Raw genomic sequence first — 18,035 nt, 5'->3', positions numbered from 1 at the left:
CTCCTTTTACTAATCTATATAGCTACGCCTGAATATTCGCATAATCTTCCATATCTTCGTACTCTTTTTCCAATTCCTCTAAAGACAGCTCGTATAATTGTCGGTCGCGAATCTTAAACACACCTGCTCCAATTAACTCATCAATTAAATGCCTCTTACGATTTTCAACAGCAAAACGGAGTTGACTACTCATCTTTTAAAAAACTCCTTTCTACGATCATTGAAAATGATAATCTTTATCAATTACCACTTTTGATTATAAAAGATGACTCTTTATAAGTAAAGTAATTTCATGAAATATTTACCTTGCAAAGTATTTGTGGCCACATTATATATATGTATGCCGTGCGAAAAATGTTATGACACTTTTTCTTATCCTTTTTCTTTCATACTTTGCAAGTTGTCTCATCATGATGAAATTCACCATCTATTTCTACTTGAATGGTGACATGTTCTACATGAAATTTTTCCTTTAATACATACGTAGCCTCTTTTAATACACTTTGCGTTTCATTCCCTTTAATAATAAGATGACATGTTAATACTTGAAAATCTGATGTGACAGACCATATGTGCAAATCATGAACTTCTTTGACAATCGGAATATTTAATAACGTACTTTTTACCTCTTTAACATTTATGTGCTGTGGTGCACCTTCCATTAATATATGAACCGTATCACGTGTTACACGCCATCCACTAATAATGACTAAAATAGACACAAGAATACTAGCAATCGCATCTGCAGCCGTCCATCCGAAAAATTTAATAAGTAACGCAGCAATAATCGCTCCGACGGAACCCAATAGATCGCCTAGTACGTGTAAGAAAGCACTTCTTAAATTCAAATTACCTTTCACATCTCCGCCTCTCATTAATATCCAAGCTGATAAAATATTAATAAGCAGACCAAGGACTGCAATAATGAGCATCCCATTACTAGCAATCTCAACTGGTTCTTTAAAACGACGGATTGCTTCAATAAAAATGTATACCGAAATGACAATAAGAACGACACCGTTACATAATGCTGCTAACATTTCGACTCGCTTATACCCGTATGTTTTCGCAGTTGTTGCTGTTTTTTCTCCGAGTTTAAACGCAAGTAAACTTAAAGCTAAAGATACTGCATCACTTAGCATATGCCCCGCGTCAGATAGTAGTGCTAAGCTATTTGTTACAAATCCACCAACAACTTCTGCAATCATAAAACTTGTTGTTAGTACGAAAGCAATTAGTAACGCCTTTTTATTGTTAGAATGACCGTGATCATGTGAATGTCCCATACGAATGCTCCTTTAAGTGTAATATCTGTATGTTAGTATGAAACAAACTCCCCATCTTTATCCCGAATTGACTGATTGTAAACGCCCGCTTCCTCTGTATACACACTTCGCTTCTTTTTAAACAATCCCTTTTTCTCAAATAAAACAAGACTACTTCTTTTTTATTTTCATATTGTTTACTAATGAAAGAATTTTTAAGGAGGTTACTAAAATGAAACGTTTATTTCTCTGTATGGAACGTGAACTTGTTGTAGTGAAAGAACAATATGATGACTATGAAACGACTTACCACTTACAAAATATGCAACCTACCTGTATCGCTGTTGATCCATTTCAAAAAAATCGTGTATATTGCGGAACATTTGGACGAGGTCTATGGTTAAGTGACGATAGCGGGGATTCATGGAGACCAATTGGAGATTCTTATCGTTACTTTGATTTTCCTAAAGAAGATGGTATTTTGCACTCCTCTATCACTTCCATAACAATAAGCTCAAATGAACAATTTAACGGATATGGTGTCGTTTATGTCGGCACAGAACCGAGCGCTTTATTCCGCTCTGAAAATGGTGGTGAAACGTGGACTGAACTTAAAAATATGAAATCATTATTATCTTCTTATACGTGGGCATTTCCGCCTAGACCTTTTACCCATCACGTACGCTGGATTACAGTTGATCCAAACAACCCTAATACAATACACGTTTCAATCGAAGCTGGTGCTGTTATTCAAAGTAATGATAAAGGGCATACATGGATCGATAAAAAATTCGGTGCCCCTATCGATGCTCATCAATTACTTATGCACCCTGAAGCACCAAATCGCCTTTATGCATCATGTGGTGACGGATTTATGGGCGGACCTGATCGTGCATATCTTGAAAGTTATAACAATGGAAACAGCTGGATTTCATGCAGTGAAGGACTTGAACATCATTATTTATACAGCATGGCTATCGATCCCGCTGATTGCAATACGATTCTCGTTTCAGCTGCACCGAGTGCTGATCTCGCTCATCACCATATTCCTTATGAATCTTATATTTATCGAAAAACGAAAGATACTCCTTTCCAGCAAGTACAACAAGGACTACCATCCGCAATCGGTACAGTCATTTCGATGTTTGCGACAAACAAGGCAGAACCACATACGTTTTACACGTTAAATAACAACGGCGTGTTTCAATCCAATGATAGCGGCGAATCGTGGGAACAACTAAACATTCCGTGGAAAGATGAGTATAAAACGCAGCATCCACATGCTTTACTCGTAACTAGTTTTTAGCGAAAAAAAAGACTGCCTAATGTTTTTAGGCAGTCTCTCTTCTATTTCTTTAAATCAATTACGATATCATCTAGAACAATATCTTTACTCTTCGCTTCTTTTTTCGGCACTTCAATTTTCTTCTCTTTTCCATTCACATACTCCACTCCACCATGATTTTCAGGTGTATGAACCCGCAAGTGTACGCGAGGTGTAACGATAAGTTTTGTTGCATTTTCGTTTAATTTTTTGAATGTAGTACTCCAACTACTTTTATGTGGCTCCGCTACTGTACTACTTCCGCCATTTCCTTCACCAGCATAATGATTTCCTAAATCATCTTTTATTTCTAACTCAACATCCGCACTATCCCATATACTTCTTAATGCCTTAGATTCTTCCTGATTGAAAAAAACGATATATGACATCGGGGTTACTTCCATTTTGTCTATATTTACTTTTATTAATTCATTTTCAGAAACCCCATTAACTTTTACTTCCTTACTATCCATTGCTTTTAAACTAAGTGCGAAATTCCAGTTTCCCTTTATTACATTACCTTCATAATCCAACTCAATTGCCTCTATATCCCACCAAACATTTGCGACATCTAACCTTTCACTACCATGACCACTCATCGTAGTCATACCTACATATTTTCCCTCTCCAACTTTTGTAACGTTCGAACTACCTCCTCCGCCATCAAAGCCCATAACTTGCGGACTTCCAAATGGGAACGGTTTCTCTCCTAAATCTTTTTCGCTCTCAATAGAATATGTAATTGTAATTGTTCTACCATCGAATACAGCATCATTAATTGTAACCTTAACCCCATTACTCTCTTTTGTCATATTCAACTCAGTCGAAAATTCCTTATAATTTTCATATAACCCCGTTCTACCATTATCTAAAAATCGGAATATGTCACCTACAATTGGCAATCCCCCGGCATATGTAGGAAAACCGATACCAAGAGTTGCAACCGATAACCCTACTAAAATTGATGCAGCAGCGACACCTTTTTTCCAACTTTTCATCTTTTTCTTCGTACGTATCGATTGTTTTACATTTCGTTTTACTTTTTCCTTTTCAATTTCAGAAGCCTCAATTTCTTCTAGTTCTTTTTCATCTATATCAATATCATTTAATAGTTCATAAATGTCTTTCATATTGCACTACCTCCAAAACTAATATTCGTAGCATTTTGTTGTAGTTTCTTTTTCCCCCGGTACACTCGATTATCAATTGCTGCCCGAGTTAATCCTAACTTGTCACCTATTTCCTCTGTCTTCATACCAAGTAAATATTTCATAATGAACACCTTTTGATCTAGCGGTTCTAATTGATTAATGAGCTTCAATAATTCTTCCCTATCTTCCATAACGATTAATTCGTCTTCTGCTGATTTTTCTGTACTGATATGAAACTCATCTGAAATGATTTCTACTGTTTTAGTCGATTTCCGGTAATAATCAATTGCTTTAAACTTCGCAATCGCTGCAATCCACTTTTTAAAATCACTCGGCTCTCCATGGAATTTATTTGCGTTATTCCAAATGGAAAGAAATATATCGTTTATACATTCCTCTATGAGTCCATCATTTTGAATGGGAAGTAGAACTTTATGCGTGATCCCCTTTATGAGTGGTAAGTATGTATCGACAACGAATTCTAACGCGTCTTCTTTTTGCCGCTGTAATCTTTTTATAAAATTTTTCTCATTTGATTTCATGTAGCGATTCCCCTTATTGTTTTGTAAAAGCTTTTACACCCTATATAACGTCTGAGAAAATTTTTTCTCTCATCTTTTTTATTTTTTGTATGTAATGGAATACTTTCCCTTAGCCATTTTCTCACATAACTATGCATTCAAAGAAAACTTTCTCAAGTCTGTAATTTAATTCATGTAGTACACTATTTATATAGTCACTCTTTAATTTAGTGTACATTTTATTTCATTAATCTATTTTAAAAATTAGGAGATGAGATGTGTATGTGTGGAATTACAGGTTGGGTAGATTGGAAGGAAGACCTTTCAAATCAACATGTTATTTTAAAAAAGATGGCAAATAGTATTGAGCATCGTGGTCCGGATGCTGAAGGATTTTGGTTTTCACCTCATGCGGCCTTTGCACACCGGCGTTTAATTGTAATTGATCCAGAAGGCGGGACACAGCCTAAGACATTTCGTGCTGGTGATTATACGTATGCTCTTACTTATAATGGAGAAATTTATAATTTCCGTGAACTGAGAGAGCAGCTTCAAAAATGTGGGCATGCATTTGAAACCCATTCAGATACAGAAGTATTACTACATGCTTATTTAGAATGGAAAGAAGACTGCGTACGACATTTAAACGGAATTTTCGCTTTTGCCTTATGGGATGATCAGAAGCAACAATTGTTTTTAGCACGAGATCATTTAGGTGTAAAACCACTCTTTTTTACAGAAAGAAATGGCAGTATTATTTTCGGCTCTGAAATTAAAGCATTATTAGCGCATCCATCTGTCCCTGCTGAAATTGATGCGAATGGAATAAATGAAATATTTGGATTAGGCTTATTTCGCACTCCAGGATGTGGCGTCTTTAAACATATTCAAGAAGTACGTGCTGGACATTCTATAACATTTACACGTCATAAAAAAGTAGTTACTAAGTATTGGAATTTAGAAAGTAAGTTCCATACAGACTCTATAGAAGATACATCTTCGCATATTTTATCTATTTTACAAGATACAGTAAAAAGACAATTAATTGCCGATGTTCCTCTCGTTTGTATGTTATCAGGCGGATTAGACTCTAGCGGTATTACTGCACTTGCGGGTAAAGAATTTGCTGCTGAAAATAAAACACTTCATACGTATTCTGTTGACTTTGTAAATAGCGCAAAAGATTTCGAACTGACATTTGCTCGCACTGGTTTAGACGCTCCTTGGGTAAAACGCGTTTCTGAACATGTCGGGACAGCGCATCATGATATTATTGTGAATGCTGAAGAATTAGCAAATCACTTATTCGTTCCCCTTCATGCAAAAGATTTACCGAGTGCTGGTGAAATGGAAACTTCACTATATTTACTATTTTGCGAAATGAAAAAAGATGCGACCGTAGCTTTATCCGGCGAATCGGCTGATGAAGTATTCGGTGGATATCCTTGGTTTCATCAAGAAGAACTACTATATGTAGATAAGTTTCCTTGGCTAACAAATTGGAAAAATACATCTCCTCTTCTACTAAATGAAGTAAGTAACCAATGTAATCTAGAAGACTATATTGATACACGATTCCAAGAAGCGATACTTGAAGTACCTACTCTTGAAGGCGAAAGTAAAAAATCCGCGAAACAACGTCAAATGTTTTATTTATTTTTAACAAGATTCCTTCCTTTCTTACTTGACCGTAAAGATCGTATGAGTATGGCTGTTGGATTTGAAGTTCGTGTACCGTTTTGCGATTATAGATTAGTTGAATATTTATGGAATGTTCCTTTCAACATAAAAAGTATTGATAATATTGAAAAAGGCATTTTACGTAGAGCACTACAACCAGCTTTACCTGACGATGTACGCAATAGAAGAAAAAGCGCTTATCCAACTTCACAAGATCCACACTACTTACAAACAATCCGTAATTTAACACTTGATATGTGTAACAATAAAAACAATCCTATTTTCTCACTTATTAACCATTCCATCTTACTTTCAATTGCTGATCAAAGTAATAAAGTGATTAACAATTTTGAAGCAAGAAGTGCCATGGAGTATATGCTACAAGTAAATGAATGGTTGAAAACATATCACATCCATATTGCTTAACAAAAAGGAGTTCAAGGATAAAAACCTTGAACTCCTTTTATATTAATTAGCACATTGTTTATTATCAGTATCAATAGACCATCCAATAATCGTGGCACAGTCTCTACCTTTCCACTGCAGTACATTTGTTAATACGGGCTCAATCTGCAAGCTATTTCCGTCGTGTAATATTTCTACTAAAGATTGATCATCATCAAACCTTCGTTTGTCACACTCTAAAATACCGTCCGTTGCCATTACAATGTGATTCATTCCTTTTTCTAATCCTCTTACACCTGACGTAAAGCAAGGTGTATTTGCTGCAAAAATATTTTTCCTGCCAATATATTCGTAATTTTTCCGTTTATTTAATCGTCCTTTTCCATTTTTCGTTTTCTCAGAATGGAATAAATACGCGAAACAATCACCAACTGATAACCAATATAAAAATTCGCCTTTTCGTAAACAAATTAAGCAAGCGAGTTCCTCATCATCTTGATCACACTTTTTAATAAATAACTCATCTGTAAATAACGCTAATAAGTACATATGTGTATGATGAAAAGCTAAATGTATTGGATAGGAAAATAACTCTTTTAATTTCTCTTTTCTTTCTGAAATCGCTTCTATTATATAATCAATATTTTTTGTTTTGTGGTGTGTATCAAAAATCATAACAAATTCAAATTGTAATTCAGGGTCCCACCAAGCAAGTACCGCATCTCCTCGTTCATATGCATCACTTTCTTGATTTCCCCCATATACGCCGACTGAAAGAGGACCACATTTTTCAACATGTATTTCATCTACATACATCTGTTCATGACTCATCCATTTGAATGTATTCACAACTATCATCCTCTCTCTTGCTAAATGTATACCTTTACACATAGATTACCTTATATTTCAATAAAAATAAACTTTTTCAACATTTTTTATCCAAATAAAAGGATTTTATTTCTAAAACAACGAATATATCTTACTATACGATATAAAAAAGGGGATTTATTATTATGAACAACATTAATCAACATTGGGAGAGCATTTATTATCACTTACGATACGAATACGAGGACAATCTTTCCCACCAAGCAATTCGTATTTTACAAATCGTTTCTCGTGAGAAAGATATAACAATTGGAAAAGTCGCTACTGAGCTTAGCCTTTCTCATAACACAGCATCTGAACATATAAAGCGCCTTATTCAAAAGGGGTTCATCGTTAAAGAGAGAAATAAAAAAGATGAAAGAGTGGTAAACCTTACATTAACAATTGAAGGAATTGAAGTATTAGAAAAACATACTTTACTAGATAAAGAAAAGATAAAAATATTAGAATCACAGTTATCAAAAGAAGAACAACAATTAATTGAAAAAGCATTTTCGTTATTAGCGAAGGAGGCAAAATATGCATTTCCTCGTTAAAGTAATCGTTTCGGCACTTATTATCGGCGTTATCACTGAAGTCGCTAAACACTACAGTACGATAGGTGGCTTTATTGCTGCCCTTCCTCTCGTGAGTTTACTTAGTCTATTTTGGATTTCATTCGAAGGCGGAAATAAACAAGAATTGAGTCAATTTGCTTTAGGGGTATTATATGGATTCCCCGCATCAGCACTACTATTATTTATCGTCTATATTGGTTTGAAAAATTCATTTACACTTAGTACCTCTGTCTTACTCGGTATAGGTGTTTGGTGTATCGTTTTTGCTTTTCAAAAATTATTTCAAGCTTAGGAGGAATTAACATTCATAAATTTGTAGAAATAATGGGGCGAAATATAGAAGTACATATAAAAGGAAGTGGTAAACAAACTGTAGTCATTCAAACCGGAATGAGTTGCTCATTTTATGATTGGTTTCCTATTATAGAAAAGCTTTCAGAGCACTTTACAGTCGTTTCATACCATCGCCCAGGTTACGGAAAAAGTGATTTAGGCAATCAGCCGCGTACAATAAGGCAAGTTACAAAAGAGCTATATATGTTAATAAACAAACTAGCTATTCAAGAGCCACTTATTCTAATCGGTCATTCCTATGGAGGATTATGTGCACAACATTTTGCGATGTTACATGAAGATAAGCTGCAAGCACTTATTTTAGTTGATTCTACTTCGATGAACTTACACCGTTTAGATGAACTTCATTTACCAATTTCTGATCAAACTGATTCTGATGATGTTTGGTTTCAAAAATATAATATATATTCCAAAATGGATGTAGACACACTTTATAATGAACTAAAACCTATTCTCACCGATCAATCAAAACAGCAAATTGAATTCTCTACCTCGCCTTCATTATATAAAGCGACAGCTTCTGAACTATCGGAGTGGAAAAACTGTGCTCTCTCACTAAAAGAGCTATGTAAAACATTAGAAATACCATTAATCGTTATCGGTAGAGATCCTCAATATTCTATTACTCAATTGACTAATGGCGGCATGCCAAAAGAGGAAGCAACACAACTTGAAGCAATGTGGCAAGAACTAATTCACGAACAATTACACCTCTCAACTAACAACCAATATATTCTTGCCGAACATGCTAGTCACGGTATAGAAAATGATCGACCAGATATTATTATTGAGGCAATTCATTTCTTACAAATAAAAAAAGGAAGCAACTAAAGCTGCTTCCTTACTTATCTATTCATAATCTTCTTCATCATCGATTTCTTCGTAATATGAACTTCCATTACTTACATATATAGGGCCATTCGCAACATCAATACGTAGTACCCACGCCCATGGCACAGCTAAACGTTTATGTATCGCTCGCCAAAAGCTCATTGATTTTCTTTCGTACTCCTGGAACTCCTGAAGTAACTCTTTGTAGGAGGAACCGTCTAACTGAATATTTGCTTCTAACAAACGAGAATGGGCATAGTACTGTAACTCTAGTTCAGCAGCAATTTCCATTTCTTCTTCCGTTGCCATACCAATAATTGTTCCATCTTCTGGTGCAATTTCATATACGTTTTGAACTTCAATAAGCCCTTCTTTCTCTTTCTCAAACATGTAAACAGCCTCCTTTAACATATATTTTTTATGTTACAAAGTCATACTTCTACAATAACTTCTCTCTTTCCTCTTTTTTTGATAAACTTTTACAAAATATTTAACCGATGACCTGTTTTCTCTATTCTTTCAGCAGAAATGAAACGATTTTTATCAAAATTTAATTGATACACATCAGGCATATGAAGTGTTTTCCAAAACTCAAAGTCATATTTCGAATTAAAATAATTCATGAGTAATACCATAATATTTCCATGCGTACCTATTACAATATTCTTACCTTCATATTGTTTTAATATATTTTGCATACATATTACAGCGCGCCTTTGTGCGACATCATTCGATTCTCCGCCTTCGTATGCAAAACTCCAATCTTCCCACACATTCTGCATAGCATCATTAAAATTTGATACCGGCTCTGTGCTCAATAATCTTTCACGCAAATCTTCTTCTGTTTGTATTGATAATTTATATGTATGCGCAATTCCTTGTACAGTTTGGATTGCTCTTTTATACGGGCTAGAAATCACAACCTCAATATGTTTATCTTTTAATAAGCGTGTTACATTCTCTGCATCTAAGTACCCTTTTTCAGATAAAGGTCGCTCCCGTTCTTCTTTTGTATAGGTAGAATGGGCATGGCGAACGAAATAGATTGTTGTCATTTTTCAACCTTCTTTCTTATTTTCAATTTATATTCAATAACAAGATTGGAAAATCCTGTATTAAAAAAGAGCACTTTGCATAAGCGCTCTTTTGTTTACATAATAAAATTATTTCATTATAATTTATTTCTGAATTCCTCACTTATGGCAATATCTCGAATAAAGTAATCCATATTACTTAGAAGTTTTTCAAATGCTTTTTCACTCAAATTGTTCATCATAAAGACAATCTCAATCTTATTCCCTTTTTTATCAGTACCATAGAAACTATTTGTTAATACAAATGCCGTAGAACCACCTTTCTGTCCAGCAAATTCGAACATACCCTCTCCTACGGTTCCTTTAAATATATTCTCAATCTCACCTTGCATTTGTGGTGTAAAATAATTTCTGCTATTTATCTTTTCCAGTAAACTCATGTAATCCTTCGCATTTGCACCTATAAACCGATCTGACCAAATACGTTGAAAGTCCATATCGGCTTTTAACGATATCTCGCGTTTTGTCCATTCTTTCTCGTCTTTCATCCATTCATGTATTTGCCATACATGCTTAACATATTCATCATTAGACATATTACGTAGCTTGTCCAATGCTTTATTTTGAGGAATATGCAGTTCTTTTTCAACATAGCCCCTCATATATAATGCCCCTGTATACGTTGGATAAAATTCATCGTGACTATTTAAGCCTAACTCTTTCAAACTTTCATTTATCCGCGCTGCTCCAAGCTTGTCCAATAAATATGATGTATTCGCATTCGAACTATAATGGATCATTCCTTTCACTACTTCTTCTAAAGAAGTTTGACCACCCTTCACTAACTCTTTAACTTTTACATCATCTAGCCATGCAGGGTGTGCACCACCATCAGTATTTTTCACATAGTATTTTTCTAATTCTTTCAATGAAATTTGCTCGTCTTTTCTTATTTTCCCTTCAGCTACTTGCTTAGCATATTCAATTGCTATAACGATTTTCGACATACTTGCTAGCGGTAGTTTTTCTTTTTCATTTATTGATGTCAATGTTTCACCATTTCTTTTAACAATTAAAGAAGTTGTTTTATCATCCTTATGTTCTTTTATGTAATTTAGCACATAATTAGAGTCTTCTTTGGAATTGACATATTCCTTCACTGAAAAGAAAGCTATACAGCCTACTATAGTAATTCCAGCTATAATTCCAACAACTTTTAATCCCCTCATGATACTCCCCCTAAAATAAACATATTATATATTATACTAAATAAATTTCCCTTTTTAAGTAATAATTAGATTATTTATACAAAAAAACACTTCTTTTCTTAAACAACAAAAAAACATGCTTTCATGATGAGAGCATGTTTTGTGATATTATTCACATTGTTTAGTTGAAAAATTTTACTTACCATGATGTAACATTAAATCACTAAGTTCTTCTTCAATGTGATTTAATTTCGCAACGCCTTCTTTCCATTTATGAATATAACGTGAGACCCCAACGAAAAACAAAACAATAATTGTGGAAAGAATAATACCATATACGATTGCTACAGTACTCATAGTTACACTTCCTTATAATTAGTAATGTGGTTATTAGTTATATTTTTATTATAAACCTTTTTCTTTTAAAATACTTCAATTTCAACTTTTTGTAACAAAATTGATTTTTCTAACATTTCGTTCGTAAAAATGGCATATTTTTCACAAATTATACAAAACTTCACCATATGTACTATTACCATATGAGTTATATTATTAAATAGAATAAAGGGGATGATATACTATGACGACTTGGTTTATTGTGATGTTAGTTGTATTTGGAGCATTTAAAATTATCGTTTCTAGCCTTCCTAACACTGTTATTGAATCCATTATTAGCAAGTACGAAACACATCCACAACTTGACGAAGAGAATGTGACTATTACAATTCACGGAAATAACGTAGAAGGCGAAAAGAAATCAAAAATTATTCATGATTTTAACGAAGGTTTATTTTTAGATCGCTATTATGCACCACCCCATAATGAAGGCACTCCTTTAATTATCAATGCAAAACGTGGTAAAAAAGATTTCACATTTTATATTTACAGTCATGAAGAGCATGTTGATGTTGTAAAACAATATAAAAAGAAGGTAGTTGCTTATAGTTTACGCTCTAAAAATCTTCAAAACAGTGATATGTTCGTATCAGCTGATTTGTATAGTGATAATAAAGTTATTGAATTTTGACTAAAAAAGATAAGAGCCTTACTACATTCTATATGCAGCAAGGCTCTTTAAAGTTGTTTCAAATTATATCCATCTGCTTATGTAATGCTTAAAAAATGAATAATAAAGTTGTTTACTTCTTATTAAACTAACGCCCCCGTTAGTTTAAGTGTAACTCTTCACAATTATTTGATATTATATAGATAAATAGAAATATAAATCAGAATTTAGTTTATAGTTATAAAAATAAGTTATTTATACCCTTATAATTCTTCAGAAAGGAGAGTGTATGAAAAAGACTATTGTTTTTGTATTAACGATATTTATATTATTCTCAGGATTCGCAACACAAAGTTATGCGTTGTCAGATTCGAAATCTGTGGCAATACAAGCATTGCTAGATGATGCCTGTCGTACGTCAGGTGTGCCTGGAATGTCACTCTCAATACTTGCTGATGGTGAAGTGTTCTACTTTTCTTCTGGGTATGCAGATCTTGAAAAGGGACTGTCTGCAAGTGAAAATACACTCTATGAGTTGGCCTCGGTGAGTAAAGCTTTTACTGGTATGGGGATTTTGCTATTGGAAGAGCAAGGGCTGCTATCAATGACTGACCCTATCCAAAAATATTTACCTTGGTTTACGTTAAAGTATCAAGGTAAACCTGTTGATATGCAAAACCTTACACTAAATAACTTTCTTCACCATACCAGCGGCCTAACAAATATTAGACATCTTCAAAATATTCCACAAGGTAATACGCCTGATATGTTGCAAAAGACCGTGGAAACGCTGGTAGATGCAGAATTGGCGTTCTCTCCCGGTGAACAATATAACTATGGAACCGTTAATTATGACGTATTGGGTTTGGTTATTGAGATTGTATCACGACAAAGCTATGAAGACTTTATGAAGGAGCAGGTATTTATACCCTTAGGTCTTCACCAGACGTATGTTTATAAAGAAGATGCTCAAGCCACTGGACAGTTAGCACAGGGCTACCGTTCTTCCTTTTTTATAACAACTCCATTTAACGCTCCGGATTATGCTGGGAATAAACCTGCCGGCTATATCATTTCTAATACAAAAGATATGGCGCGTTGGATGGGCATACAGATGGGTATTGTGCAGGACATACCCGAAATATTTCACAGGGCTATCGAAAAATCACATAGGGGTGATATGTCTGTTTCGGCTGTCAATGATATGTATTATGCGGCAGGTTGGTCGGTAAACGCCGAACAAACGTTTATAGAACACACTGGGGGTAATCCAAATTTTAGTACCAAAGTAGCCATACTGCCAAATGAAAGAACAGCCATCTGCTTACTGAGCAACGGCGCAAATACCAATATAAACCTGGTACTAAAAGTTAAAAATATATTAAACGGCAATCTAACTCAGTCATATGAGATAAGCGGCACACAGCTTTTGGACATCATTTTGTCGTCTACCACAATTATTCTTTGCCTATTAGCCGTTCTGTTATTTTTCTTAGGATTAAGAAAAAGGAAAACGAATGAGCAGCAGCCAATGACAAAAAAGAGAACAATCGTAACAATTATTTTCCTAATCGCTACGATTGCCCAGTGTATAATGTTTTTTGCCCTCGATTGGTCAACGATACTTATTTGGCAAACATATAGTGTTCTTACAGCTTTAATTTCGTCAACATTATTAACAGCAAGCATTACTTGGTTTGTATATACTCACCGATTAGATGCCTCGGTCCGAAAATAAGTATAATGTTAAGTAAATAAATCCTAATTTATCGATATTTTTAATTTAAAAAACAGAAGACACCTCGGTGTCTTCTTTAATGTCATCGACACTTCTCCTAGTTAAACCCACTTGCTATTTCTTCCACTAACCTGCCTCGTTAGTAGAAGAAGGATTTTTAAACAACTATATTATTTTTTAAATGACTTTATTGTAAATTAAACAACTTTATTATCTCTGTACATGATTTAGCTTAATACTCATATATAAAAAGGAATCCACGAAATATGGATTCCTTTTTTCTCATTTACTGAAAAATAAGCTCTGTCTTTAAACTATCTTTCGGTAACAACCAGTCTTTTTTCTCTAAACTCCCCATTAATAATTCCCTTTGTTTTGTCGCAATACTTTCTTCATTTGTTTTAAATGACACTTCTATTACGAAGTCATCTTCTAATTTTCCGGTATTACTTAATGGCCAAATTTCAATATTTGCTTTTATGTTTTCAAACTCTCCTGTATATCGTTTCATTAATACAGGACCATAAATACGGGAATTCTTTAACATCTCTTCTCCCCAATTTGTATACAACCATTTGTTCATTTTCCCTGGTAACTTTTCTATTAACATGTTTTGAGCAGCTTGTTCATTTGGTAAATCAAGTACCCCATATCCTTTAGCACTGTAGCTTTTCTTATTTGAAATGCTTAATGTTTTCTTCTCAAATCCCCAATCTATTTCCGCCTCATAACTATCCGTATTACTATCGAATCCTTCTTTTTTAGCTACTTCTAGTGCATCTTGAATTACACCATTTTGAATAGGGTATCTTTTTTTATATGTTAGTTCAAAATCTTTACTAAGTTCTTTTTTTCGAATTCTAGCAAACCAACCTTCATCACTTAAACTTTTATTCGCAGTATCTAAAAATTGCACTTGTATTCTTTCATATTTTGTACCAACCTGGAAATGTTCTAGCACCTCTTGCTTCATCTCTTTGTTATAACCTAATACTTGTTCTGGCTTCAATAATAACTTTACTTCAAAACTAGGTTTCATTGGACTAGCAGCAAACCCTTCCTTAACGTTATAAAGAAAACAACAAAAGAAAATACTTACGAATACAAATACTTTTTTCATATACCTATCCCCTTTACATTTTAACTGACTTCTATACGTTCCATTGCAAGTGAATATACATTTTCATATCCTGCTGTACTTAGCTTTTGTTGTAATCGATCCGTATCCTCTTTCAAAGCGTGCACTAGCACCGTATGTTCCGGTAATAATGTATTTAACATCTTTTTAACGTCTCTTATACTTTGGTGAACTTTATACGAAACTCGATTCACCCTACATGTACTCCTTACATGTTCTTTCATAACTCTTTCTGCAAAACTCCCTTTAGCAATATGCCCAGTAAAAATAACGGAATTCCGTTTTTCATTCCGAAGCTGTTCATAGTATAACTGTGCTCGTTTCGTTTGCATATTCGCATCACTCATTACAACTATTCCGTAACTATTTTGCATACAAATGTCATTATCCATAACTATTATGTTTCTTTTTAGACTCTTCATAACCCATTTAAGTTCTTCATTATTTTTTATCCAATCTTTGTATACGAACATCTCTTCAAATCCAGCCAAAATTTCTTTATCTACTATAATTGGAAACTCTTTATACCTTTCATATAAATACAATACGATATCTTGTGCCCTACCAAGCGCGGGCAATGGTAGTAATGCTATTCCTTTATTTTGCACAACTCGTTCAATTTCTGCACATAGTTCGTTGACACGTTCATTTTGCGAAACATCATCTGTGTGATAAGCGGCATCTACAATTGCGACTTTTATATTGTGGCCCAATTTCTCAGGTAAATTAGCTCGTAGTATATTAGACTCTGCTGAATAGTCGCCTGAATAAAATACGTATGTATTACACATATCAACTAAAAACCAAACAGCTCCTAATACATGCCCACTATATCCCCATTGAAACCGCAATGTAGGAGTAATTTGTATCCATTCATTTGGATTACTAATCTCATCAATACATACATAATTTAAATCTTTTATATTTTGGTCGATATAAGGTAAATTCCATCCTTTCATCACATTATAGTTTCTCCATTTTTCATAATATAACGGCAGTTGCTCCTTCGTATAACGAGTCGTCCAAATTTTTTTCTTATATCCATACTTCGCTAATAAAGGTAAACCCATCGTATGATCTTCATGAATATGTGATAAAAATACCGCATCTAAAAACGGAACAGCTTCTCTCTCTATTTTTGGATAACTATTCTCATATGATCGATTAATACCACAATCAAATACTATTTTCGCCTCTTTATTTTTTACAAAATAGCAGGAGCGACCGTATTCTCCTGCTCCTCCCCATACTTCCACTCTCATCATGCTACCCCTTTTCGTTTTTGCTCCATATGTTGCAGCAGTAATAAGCATATTGTTGTAAGTCCAACAGAAACAACGGCCATCGCCATTCCTATAGATACTTCACCCTGTTCAAATTGAGCAAAAATAAATGTTGCTGACGTTTCTACTGATGGAGGTAATACGAGAAGCGATGCTACTAACTCTCTTATCGAAATTGTAAATGTCATCGCCCATCCAGCAAGAATACCCGGGATAATAAGGGGCAATATTATTTTTCTAAAAATATAAATATAATTTCCAGAAAAAATACTTCCGGCCTGCATGAGAGAATCATCAATTTGTCCAAGTGATGATTTTACATATTGCACCGTGTAAGGTAAAAACAGAACAACATACGTTACGATAACCATGATTGGTGTATTGTAAATTGACAGGGGCATATATGGTGAATTCCAAAACAAAATAAGACCTACCACCATAACGATTCCTGGTACCATATTCGGTAACATACCGCACATATCAAGCCACTTTTCAGAGGATTTTTTCCCCTTTCGAATCATAAGTGCGAAAAAGACTCCAATAATTACCGCAATAATCGCTGTTACGAGCGAAAAAAGAAAACTATTCCATAAAGCCTCTAATCCCGGAGATCCCATCGTAAACAATGCCTCATAATGGCTTGTTGTTAAGTTATTTACATGTAATCCGCCGCCTCTTAATTTTGACAAAGAAGCAATAAGTATAGAAAAGTATGGAATTCCAATTGATACGATTAATAAACCAATTACATACATCCATGCTACAACGCGCGTAAATATAGACAAAGTATATCTTTTAGATTTCACACCTTTTCCACTAACCATTGCATATGAATACTTTCGATTCAATACATTTTGCATATACCAAATGAGCATACAAGCACTAAGTAATAAAGAAGATAATGCTGTTGCACTACTAAAATCAATTGGCCAACTCGAAATAAATTTATGAATTTCTGATGTTAATACGTGAAATCCTATTCTACGTCCGAATGTAGCCGGTGTTCCAAATTCAGCAATCGTCTTTACGAAAATGAGTAAAGCACCCATTACATAACTTGATACTAATAACGGCAATATTATTTTTCTTAAACGATAGAAAAAACTTCCGCCATGAACTGCTGCAGCTTCTTCTTTACTACTCCCAATCTGAAGTAACGTATTTTTCAGCATGAAATAAAGGAATGGGAATAAATGCAGGCTCATAATTAAGACCATACCTCCTAAACTAAAAAACGATGATGAAATCGTCTTTAGCATCGGAAGAAATTGTTCAAAATAGCCGTTAGGTTGCATGAACAAAATCCAGCCCATCGATCCAATATACGGCGGTGTCATAAATGGAATCATAAAAACAATATCTAACTTACTATACTTTCCTACATCTGTTTTGCTCATAATAAACGCCAATGGAAATGCAAATATTGTAGCTCCTATTACAACGAGTACACCTAGAAGCATCGAATTTAGAAAAATCCCAGCTAATCCACCACTCTGTATCACTTCAAAAGGCTTTAAAAAATTCCAACTGCTATTTTCATATACACTAGAAAATAAAATAAGAAAAAGTGGAATGACGATTAACATCACCACAAGTAATAACGCTACCGTCATTCCAACTTGTCTTACTGATACGAATCGATTTACCATGGA

General features: G+C 34.2%; 20 protein-coding genes. 7 read left to right on the top strand and 13 right to left on the bottom strand.

Features of this window, described 5'->3' with window-relative positions; all coding sequences use genetic code 11:
- Positions 1-22: 22 nt before the first annotated feature.
- Complete coding sequence (gene fbpA / locus C4S65_RS19070; RefSeq protein WP_000098302.1) at positions 23-193, bottom strand: Fur-regulated basic protein FbpA; 171 nt, start codon at positions 191-193, stop codon at positions 23-25.
- 193 nt (positions 194-386) lie between these two features.
- The gene (locus tag C4S65_RS19065) at positions 387-1,286 is read right to left on the bottom strand and encodes a cation diffusion facilitator family transporter (protein ID WP_086406573.1); all 900 of its coding nucleotides are present in this window, start codon (positions 1,284-1,286) and stop codon (positions 387-389) included.
- 211 nt (positions 1,287-1,497) lie between these two features.
- Here C4S65_RS19065 and C4S65_RS19060 point away from each other — a divergent pair, with 211 nt between their 5' ends.
- Positions 1,498-2,571, top strand: coding sequence for a hypothetical protein (locus C4S65_RS19060; RefSeq protein ID WP_000825314.1), 1,074 nt, complete (start codon positions 1,498-1,500; stop codon positions 2,569-2,571).
- A 41-nt stretch (positions 2,572-2,612) separates the two neighbouring features.
- On the opposite strand, the gene C4S65_RS19055 is transcribed toward C4S65_RS19060, so the two are convergent.
- Together C4S65_RS19055 and C4S65_RS19050 are read right to left on the bottom strand one after the other, a co-directional pair.
- The gene (locus C4S65_RS19055) at positions 2,613-3,719 is read right to left on the bottom strand and encodes a DUF4179 domain-containing protein (protein WP_061666823.1); all 1,107 of its coding nucleotides are present in this window, start codon (positions 3,717-3,719) and stop codon (positions 2,613-2,615) included.
- Positions 3,716-4,282 (bottom strand): sigma-70 family RNA polymerase sigma factor, encoded by a 567-nt coding sequence (locus C4S65_RS19050; RefSeq protein WP_000840007.1) that lies wholly within the window; start codon positions 4,280-4,282, stop codon positions 3,716-3,718. Before C4S65_RS19050 ends, C4S65_RS19055 begins: the two co-directional genes overlap by 4 nt.
- A gap of 261 nt (positions 4,283-4,543) precedes the next feature.
- Between C4S65_RS19050 and asnB the strand changes: the two genes are divergently transcribed.
- Positions 4,544-6,367, top strand: a complete 1,824-nt coding sequence (gene asnB / locus C4S65_RS19045; RefSeq protein ID WP_000333936.1) for an asparagine synthase (glutamine-hydrolyzing) — start codon at positions 4,544-4,546, stop codon at positions 6,365-6,367.
- Positions 6,368-6,409: 42 nt separating this feature from the next.
- Here the strand turns inward: asnB and C4S65_RS19040 are convergent, their stop codons facing one another.
- Positions 6,410-7,237 (bottom strand): protein phosphatase 2C domain-containing protein, encoded by an 828-nt coding sequence (locus C4S65_RS19040; protein WP_001999549.1) that lies wholly within the window; start codon positions 7,235-7,237, stop codon positions 6,410-6,412.
- 122 nt (positions 7,238-7,359) lie between these two features.
- Here C4S65_RS19040 and C4S65_RS19035 point away from each other — a divergent pair, with 122 nt between their 5' ends.
- Genes C4S65_RS19035 through C4S65_RS19025 form a run of 3 tightly spaced genes read left to right on the top strand, consistent with a single transcriptional unit; the run spans position 7,360 to position 8,976 of the window.
- Positions 7,360-7,770: a MarR family transcriptional regulator gene (locus tag C4S65_RS19035; RefSeq protein ID WP_001059785.1), complete on the top strand. Its 411-nt coding sequence runs from the start codon at positions 7,360-7,362 to the stop codon at positions 7,768-7,770.
- On the top strand, positions 7,754-8,083 hold the full coding sequence (locus C4S65_RS19030; RefSeq protein WP_000545641.1) for a DUF3147 family protein: 330 nt from the start codon (positions 7,754-7,756) through the stop codon (positions 8,081-8,083). The genes C4S65_RS19035 and C4S65_RS19030 overlap by 17 nt, the downstream gene beginning before the upstream one ends.
- Positions 8,044-8,976, top strand: a complete 933-nt coding sequence (locus C4S65_RS19025) for an alpha/beta hydrolase (RefSeq protein ID WP_140337837.1) — start codon at positions 8,044-8,046, stop codon at positions 8,974-8,976. The genes C4S65_RS19030 and C4S65_RS19025 overlap by 40 nt, the downstream gene beginning before the upstream one ends.
- A gap of 18 nt (positions 8,977-8,994) precedes the next feature.
- On the opposite strand, the gene C4S65_RS19020 is transcribed toward C4S65_RS19025, so the two are convergent.
- The 5 genes from C4S65_RS19020 to C4S65_RS19000 form a co-directional block, all read right to left on the bottom strand.
- Positions 8,995-9,366 carry a hypothetical protein gene (locus C4S65_RS19020; protein WP_000461779.1) on the bottom strand — a complete coding sequence of 124 codons (372 nt, stop codon included), beginning with the start codon at positions 9,364-9,366 and terminating at the stop codon, positions 8,995-8,997.
- A gap of 89 nt (positions 9,367-9,455) precedes the next feature.
- A complete protein-coding gene (locus C4S65_RS19015; protein ID WP_061666829.1) occupies positions 9,456-10,031 on the bottom strand; it encodes a histidine phosphatase family protein in 576 nt (191 codons plus the stop codon).
- Between the two features lie 116 nt (positions 10,032-10,147).
- Positions 10,148-11,239, bottom strand: a complete 1,092-nt coding sequence (locus C4S65_RS19010; protein WP_001214676.1) for a serine hydrolase — start codon at positions 11,237-11,239, stop codon at positions 10,148-10,150.
- A gap of 174 nt (positions 11,240-11,413) precedes the next feature.
- A complete protein-coding gene (locus C4S65_RS19005) occupies positions 11,414-11,575 on the bottom strand; it encodes a hypothetical protein (RefSeq protein ID WP_000108701.1) in 162 nt (53 codons plus the stop codon).
- Between the two features lie 65 nt (positions 11,576-11,640).
- A complete protein-coding gene (locus tag C4S65_RS19000) occupies positions 11,641-11,757 on the bottom strand; it encodes a hypothetical protein (protein WP_001987133.1) in 117 nt (38 codons plus the stop codon).
- A gap of 41 nt (positions 11,758-11,798) precedes the next feature.
- Here C4S65_RS19000 and C4S65_RS18995 point away from each other — a divergent pair, with 41 nt between their 5' ends.
- The gene (locus C4S65_RS18995) at positions 11,799-12,245 is read left to right on the top strand and encodes a YfmQ family protein (protein WP_029441929.1); all 447 of its coding nucleotides are present in this window, start codon (positions 11,799-11,801) and stop codon (positions 12,243-12,245) included.
- A gap of 268 nt (positions 12,246-12,513) precedes the next feature.
- Positions 12,514-13,962, top strand: a complete 1,449-nt coding sequence (locus tag C4S65_RS18990) for a serine hydrolase domain-containing protein (protein WP_061666830.1) — start codon at positions 12,514-12,516, stop codon at positions 13,960-13,962.
- Between the two features lie 286 nt (positions 13,963-14,248).
- Here C4S65_RS18990 and C4S65_RS18985 read toward each other — a convergent pair whose 3' ends face one another.
- From C4S65_RS18985 to C4S65_RS18975, 3 genes are read right to left on the bottom strand one after another with little or no spacing between them, the layout of a single operon-like run.
- Positions 14,249-15,082: a hypothetical protein gene (locus tag C4S65_RS18985; protein ID WP_086406572.1), complete on the bottom strand. Its 834-nt coding sequence runs from the start codon at positions 15,080-15,082 to the stop codon at positions 14,249-14,251.
- A gap of 20 nt (positions 15,083-15,102) precedes the next feature.
- Positions 15,103-16,365: an MBL fold metallo-hydrolase gene (locus tag C4S65_RS18980; protein WP_061666832.1), complete on the bottom strand. Its 1,263-nt coding sequence runs from the start codon at positions 16,363-16,365 to the stop codon at positions 15,103-15,105.
- Entirely contained in the window at positions 16,362-18,032 is a 1,671-nt protein-coding gene (locus tag C4S65_RS18975) for an iron ABC transporter permease (RefSeq protein ID WP_061666833.1), read from the bottom strand. The genes C4S65_RS18980 and C4S65_RS18975 overlap by 4 nt, the downstream gene beginning before the upstream one ends.
- Between the last annotated feature and the right edge of the window lie 3 nt (positions 18,033-18,035).

Origin of the sequence: Bacillus sp. ok061 (assembly GCF_900108285.1) — a bacterium.
Classification (GTDB): Bacteria; Bacillota; Bacilli; order Bacillales; family Bacillaceae_G; genus Bacillus_A; species Bacillus_A thuringiensis_S.
This window is presented reverse-complemented; position numbering and strand designations above follow the sequence as displayed.

Excerpts from the sequence above, each read along its gene's own strand:
- fbpA (WP_000098302.1), bottom strand. The coding sequence starts at position 193 with ATGAGTAGTCAACTCCGTTTTGCTGTTGAAAATCGTAAGAGGCATTTA.
- C4S65_RS19065 (WP_086406573.1), bottom strand. The coding sequence starts at position 1,286 with ATGGGACATTCACATGATCACGGTCATTCTAACAATAAAAAGGCGTTA.
- C4S65_RS19060 (WP_000825314.1), top strand. The coding sequence starts at position 1,498 with ATGAAACGTTTATTTCTCTGTATGGAACGTGAACTTGTTGTAGTGAAA.
- C4S65_RS19055 (WP_061666823.1), bottom strand. The coding sequence starts at position 3,719 with ATGAAAGACATTTATGAACTATTAAATGATATTGATATAGATGAAAAA.
- C4S65_RS19050 (WP_000840007.1), bottom strand. The coding sequence starts at position 4,282 with ATGAAATCAAATGAGAAAAATTTTATAAAAAGATTACAGCGGCAAAAA.
- asnB (WP_000333936.1), top strand. The coding sequence starts at position 4,544 with ATGTGTGGAATTACAGGTTGGGTAGATTGGAAGGAAGACCTTTCAAAT.
- C4S65_RS19040 (WP_001999549.1), bottom strand. The coding sequence starts at position 7,237 with ATGTGTAAAGGTATACATTTAGCAAGAGAGAGGATGATAGTTGTGAAT.
- C4S65_RS19035 (WP_001059785.1), top strand. The coding sequence starts at position 7,360 with ATGAACAACATTAATCAACATTGGGAGAGCATTTATTATCACTTACGA.
- C4S65_RS19030 (WP_000545641.1), top strand. The coding sequence starts at position 7,754 with ATGCATTTCCTCGTTAAAGTAATCGTTTCGGCACTTATTATCGGCGTT.
- C4S65_RS19020 (WP_000461779.1), bottom strand. The coding sequence starts at position 9,366 with ATGTTTGAGAAAGAGAAAGAAGGGCTTATTGAAGTTCAAAACGTATAT.
- C4S65_RS19015 (WP_061666829.1), bottom strand. The coding sequence starts at position 10,031 with ATGACAACAATCTATTTCGTTCGCCATGCCCATTCTACCTATACAAAA.
- C4S65_RS19010 (WP_001214676.1), bottom strand. The coding sequence starts at position 11,239 with ATGAGGGGATTAAAAGTTGTTGGAATTATAGCTGGAATTACTATAGTA.
- C4S65_RS19005 (WP_000108701.1), bottom strand. The coding sequence starts at position 11,575 with ATGAGTACTGTAGCAATCGTATATGGTATTATTCTTTCCACAATTATT.
- C4S65_RS19000 (WP_001987133.1), bottom strand. The coding sequence starts at position 11,757 with ATGGTAATAGTACATATGGTGAAGTTTTGTATAATTTGTGAAAAATAT.
- C4S65_RS18995 (WP_029441929.1), top strand. The coding sequence starts at position 11,799 with ATGACGACTTGGTTTATTGTGATGTTAGTTGTATTTGGAGCATTTAAA.
- C4S65_RS18990 (WP_061666830.1), top strand. The coding sequence starts at position 12,514 with ATGAAAAAGACTATTGTTTTTGTATTAACGATATTTATATTATTCTCA.
- C4S65_RS18985 (WP_086406572.1), bottom strand. The coding sequence starts at position 15,082 with ATGAAAAAAGTATTTGTATTCGTAAGTATTTTCTTTTGTTGTTTTCTT.
- C4S65_RS18980 (WP_061666832.1), bottom strand. The coding sequence starts at position 16,365 with ATGATGAGAGTGGAAGTATGGGGAGGAGCAGGAGAATACGGTCGCTCC.
- C4S65_RS18975 (WP_061666833.1), bottom strand. The coding sequence starts at position 18,032 with ATGGTAAATCGATTCGTATCAGTAAGACAAGTTGGAATGACGGTAGCG.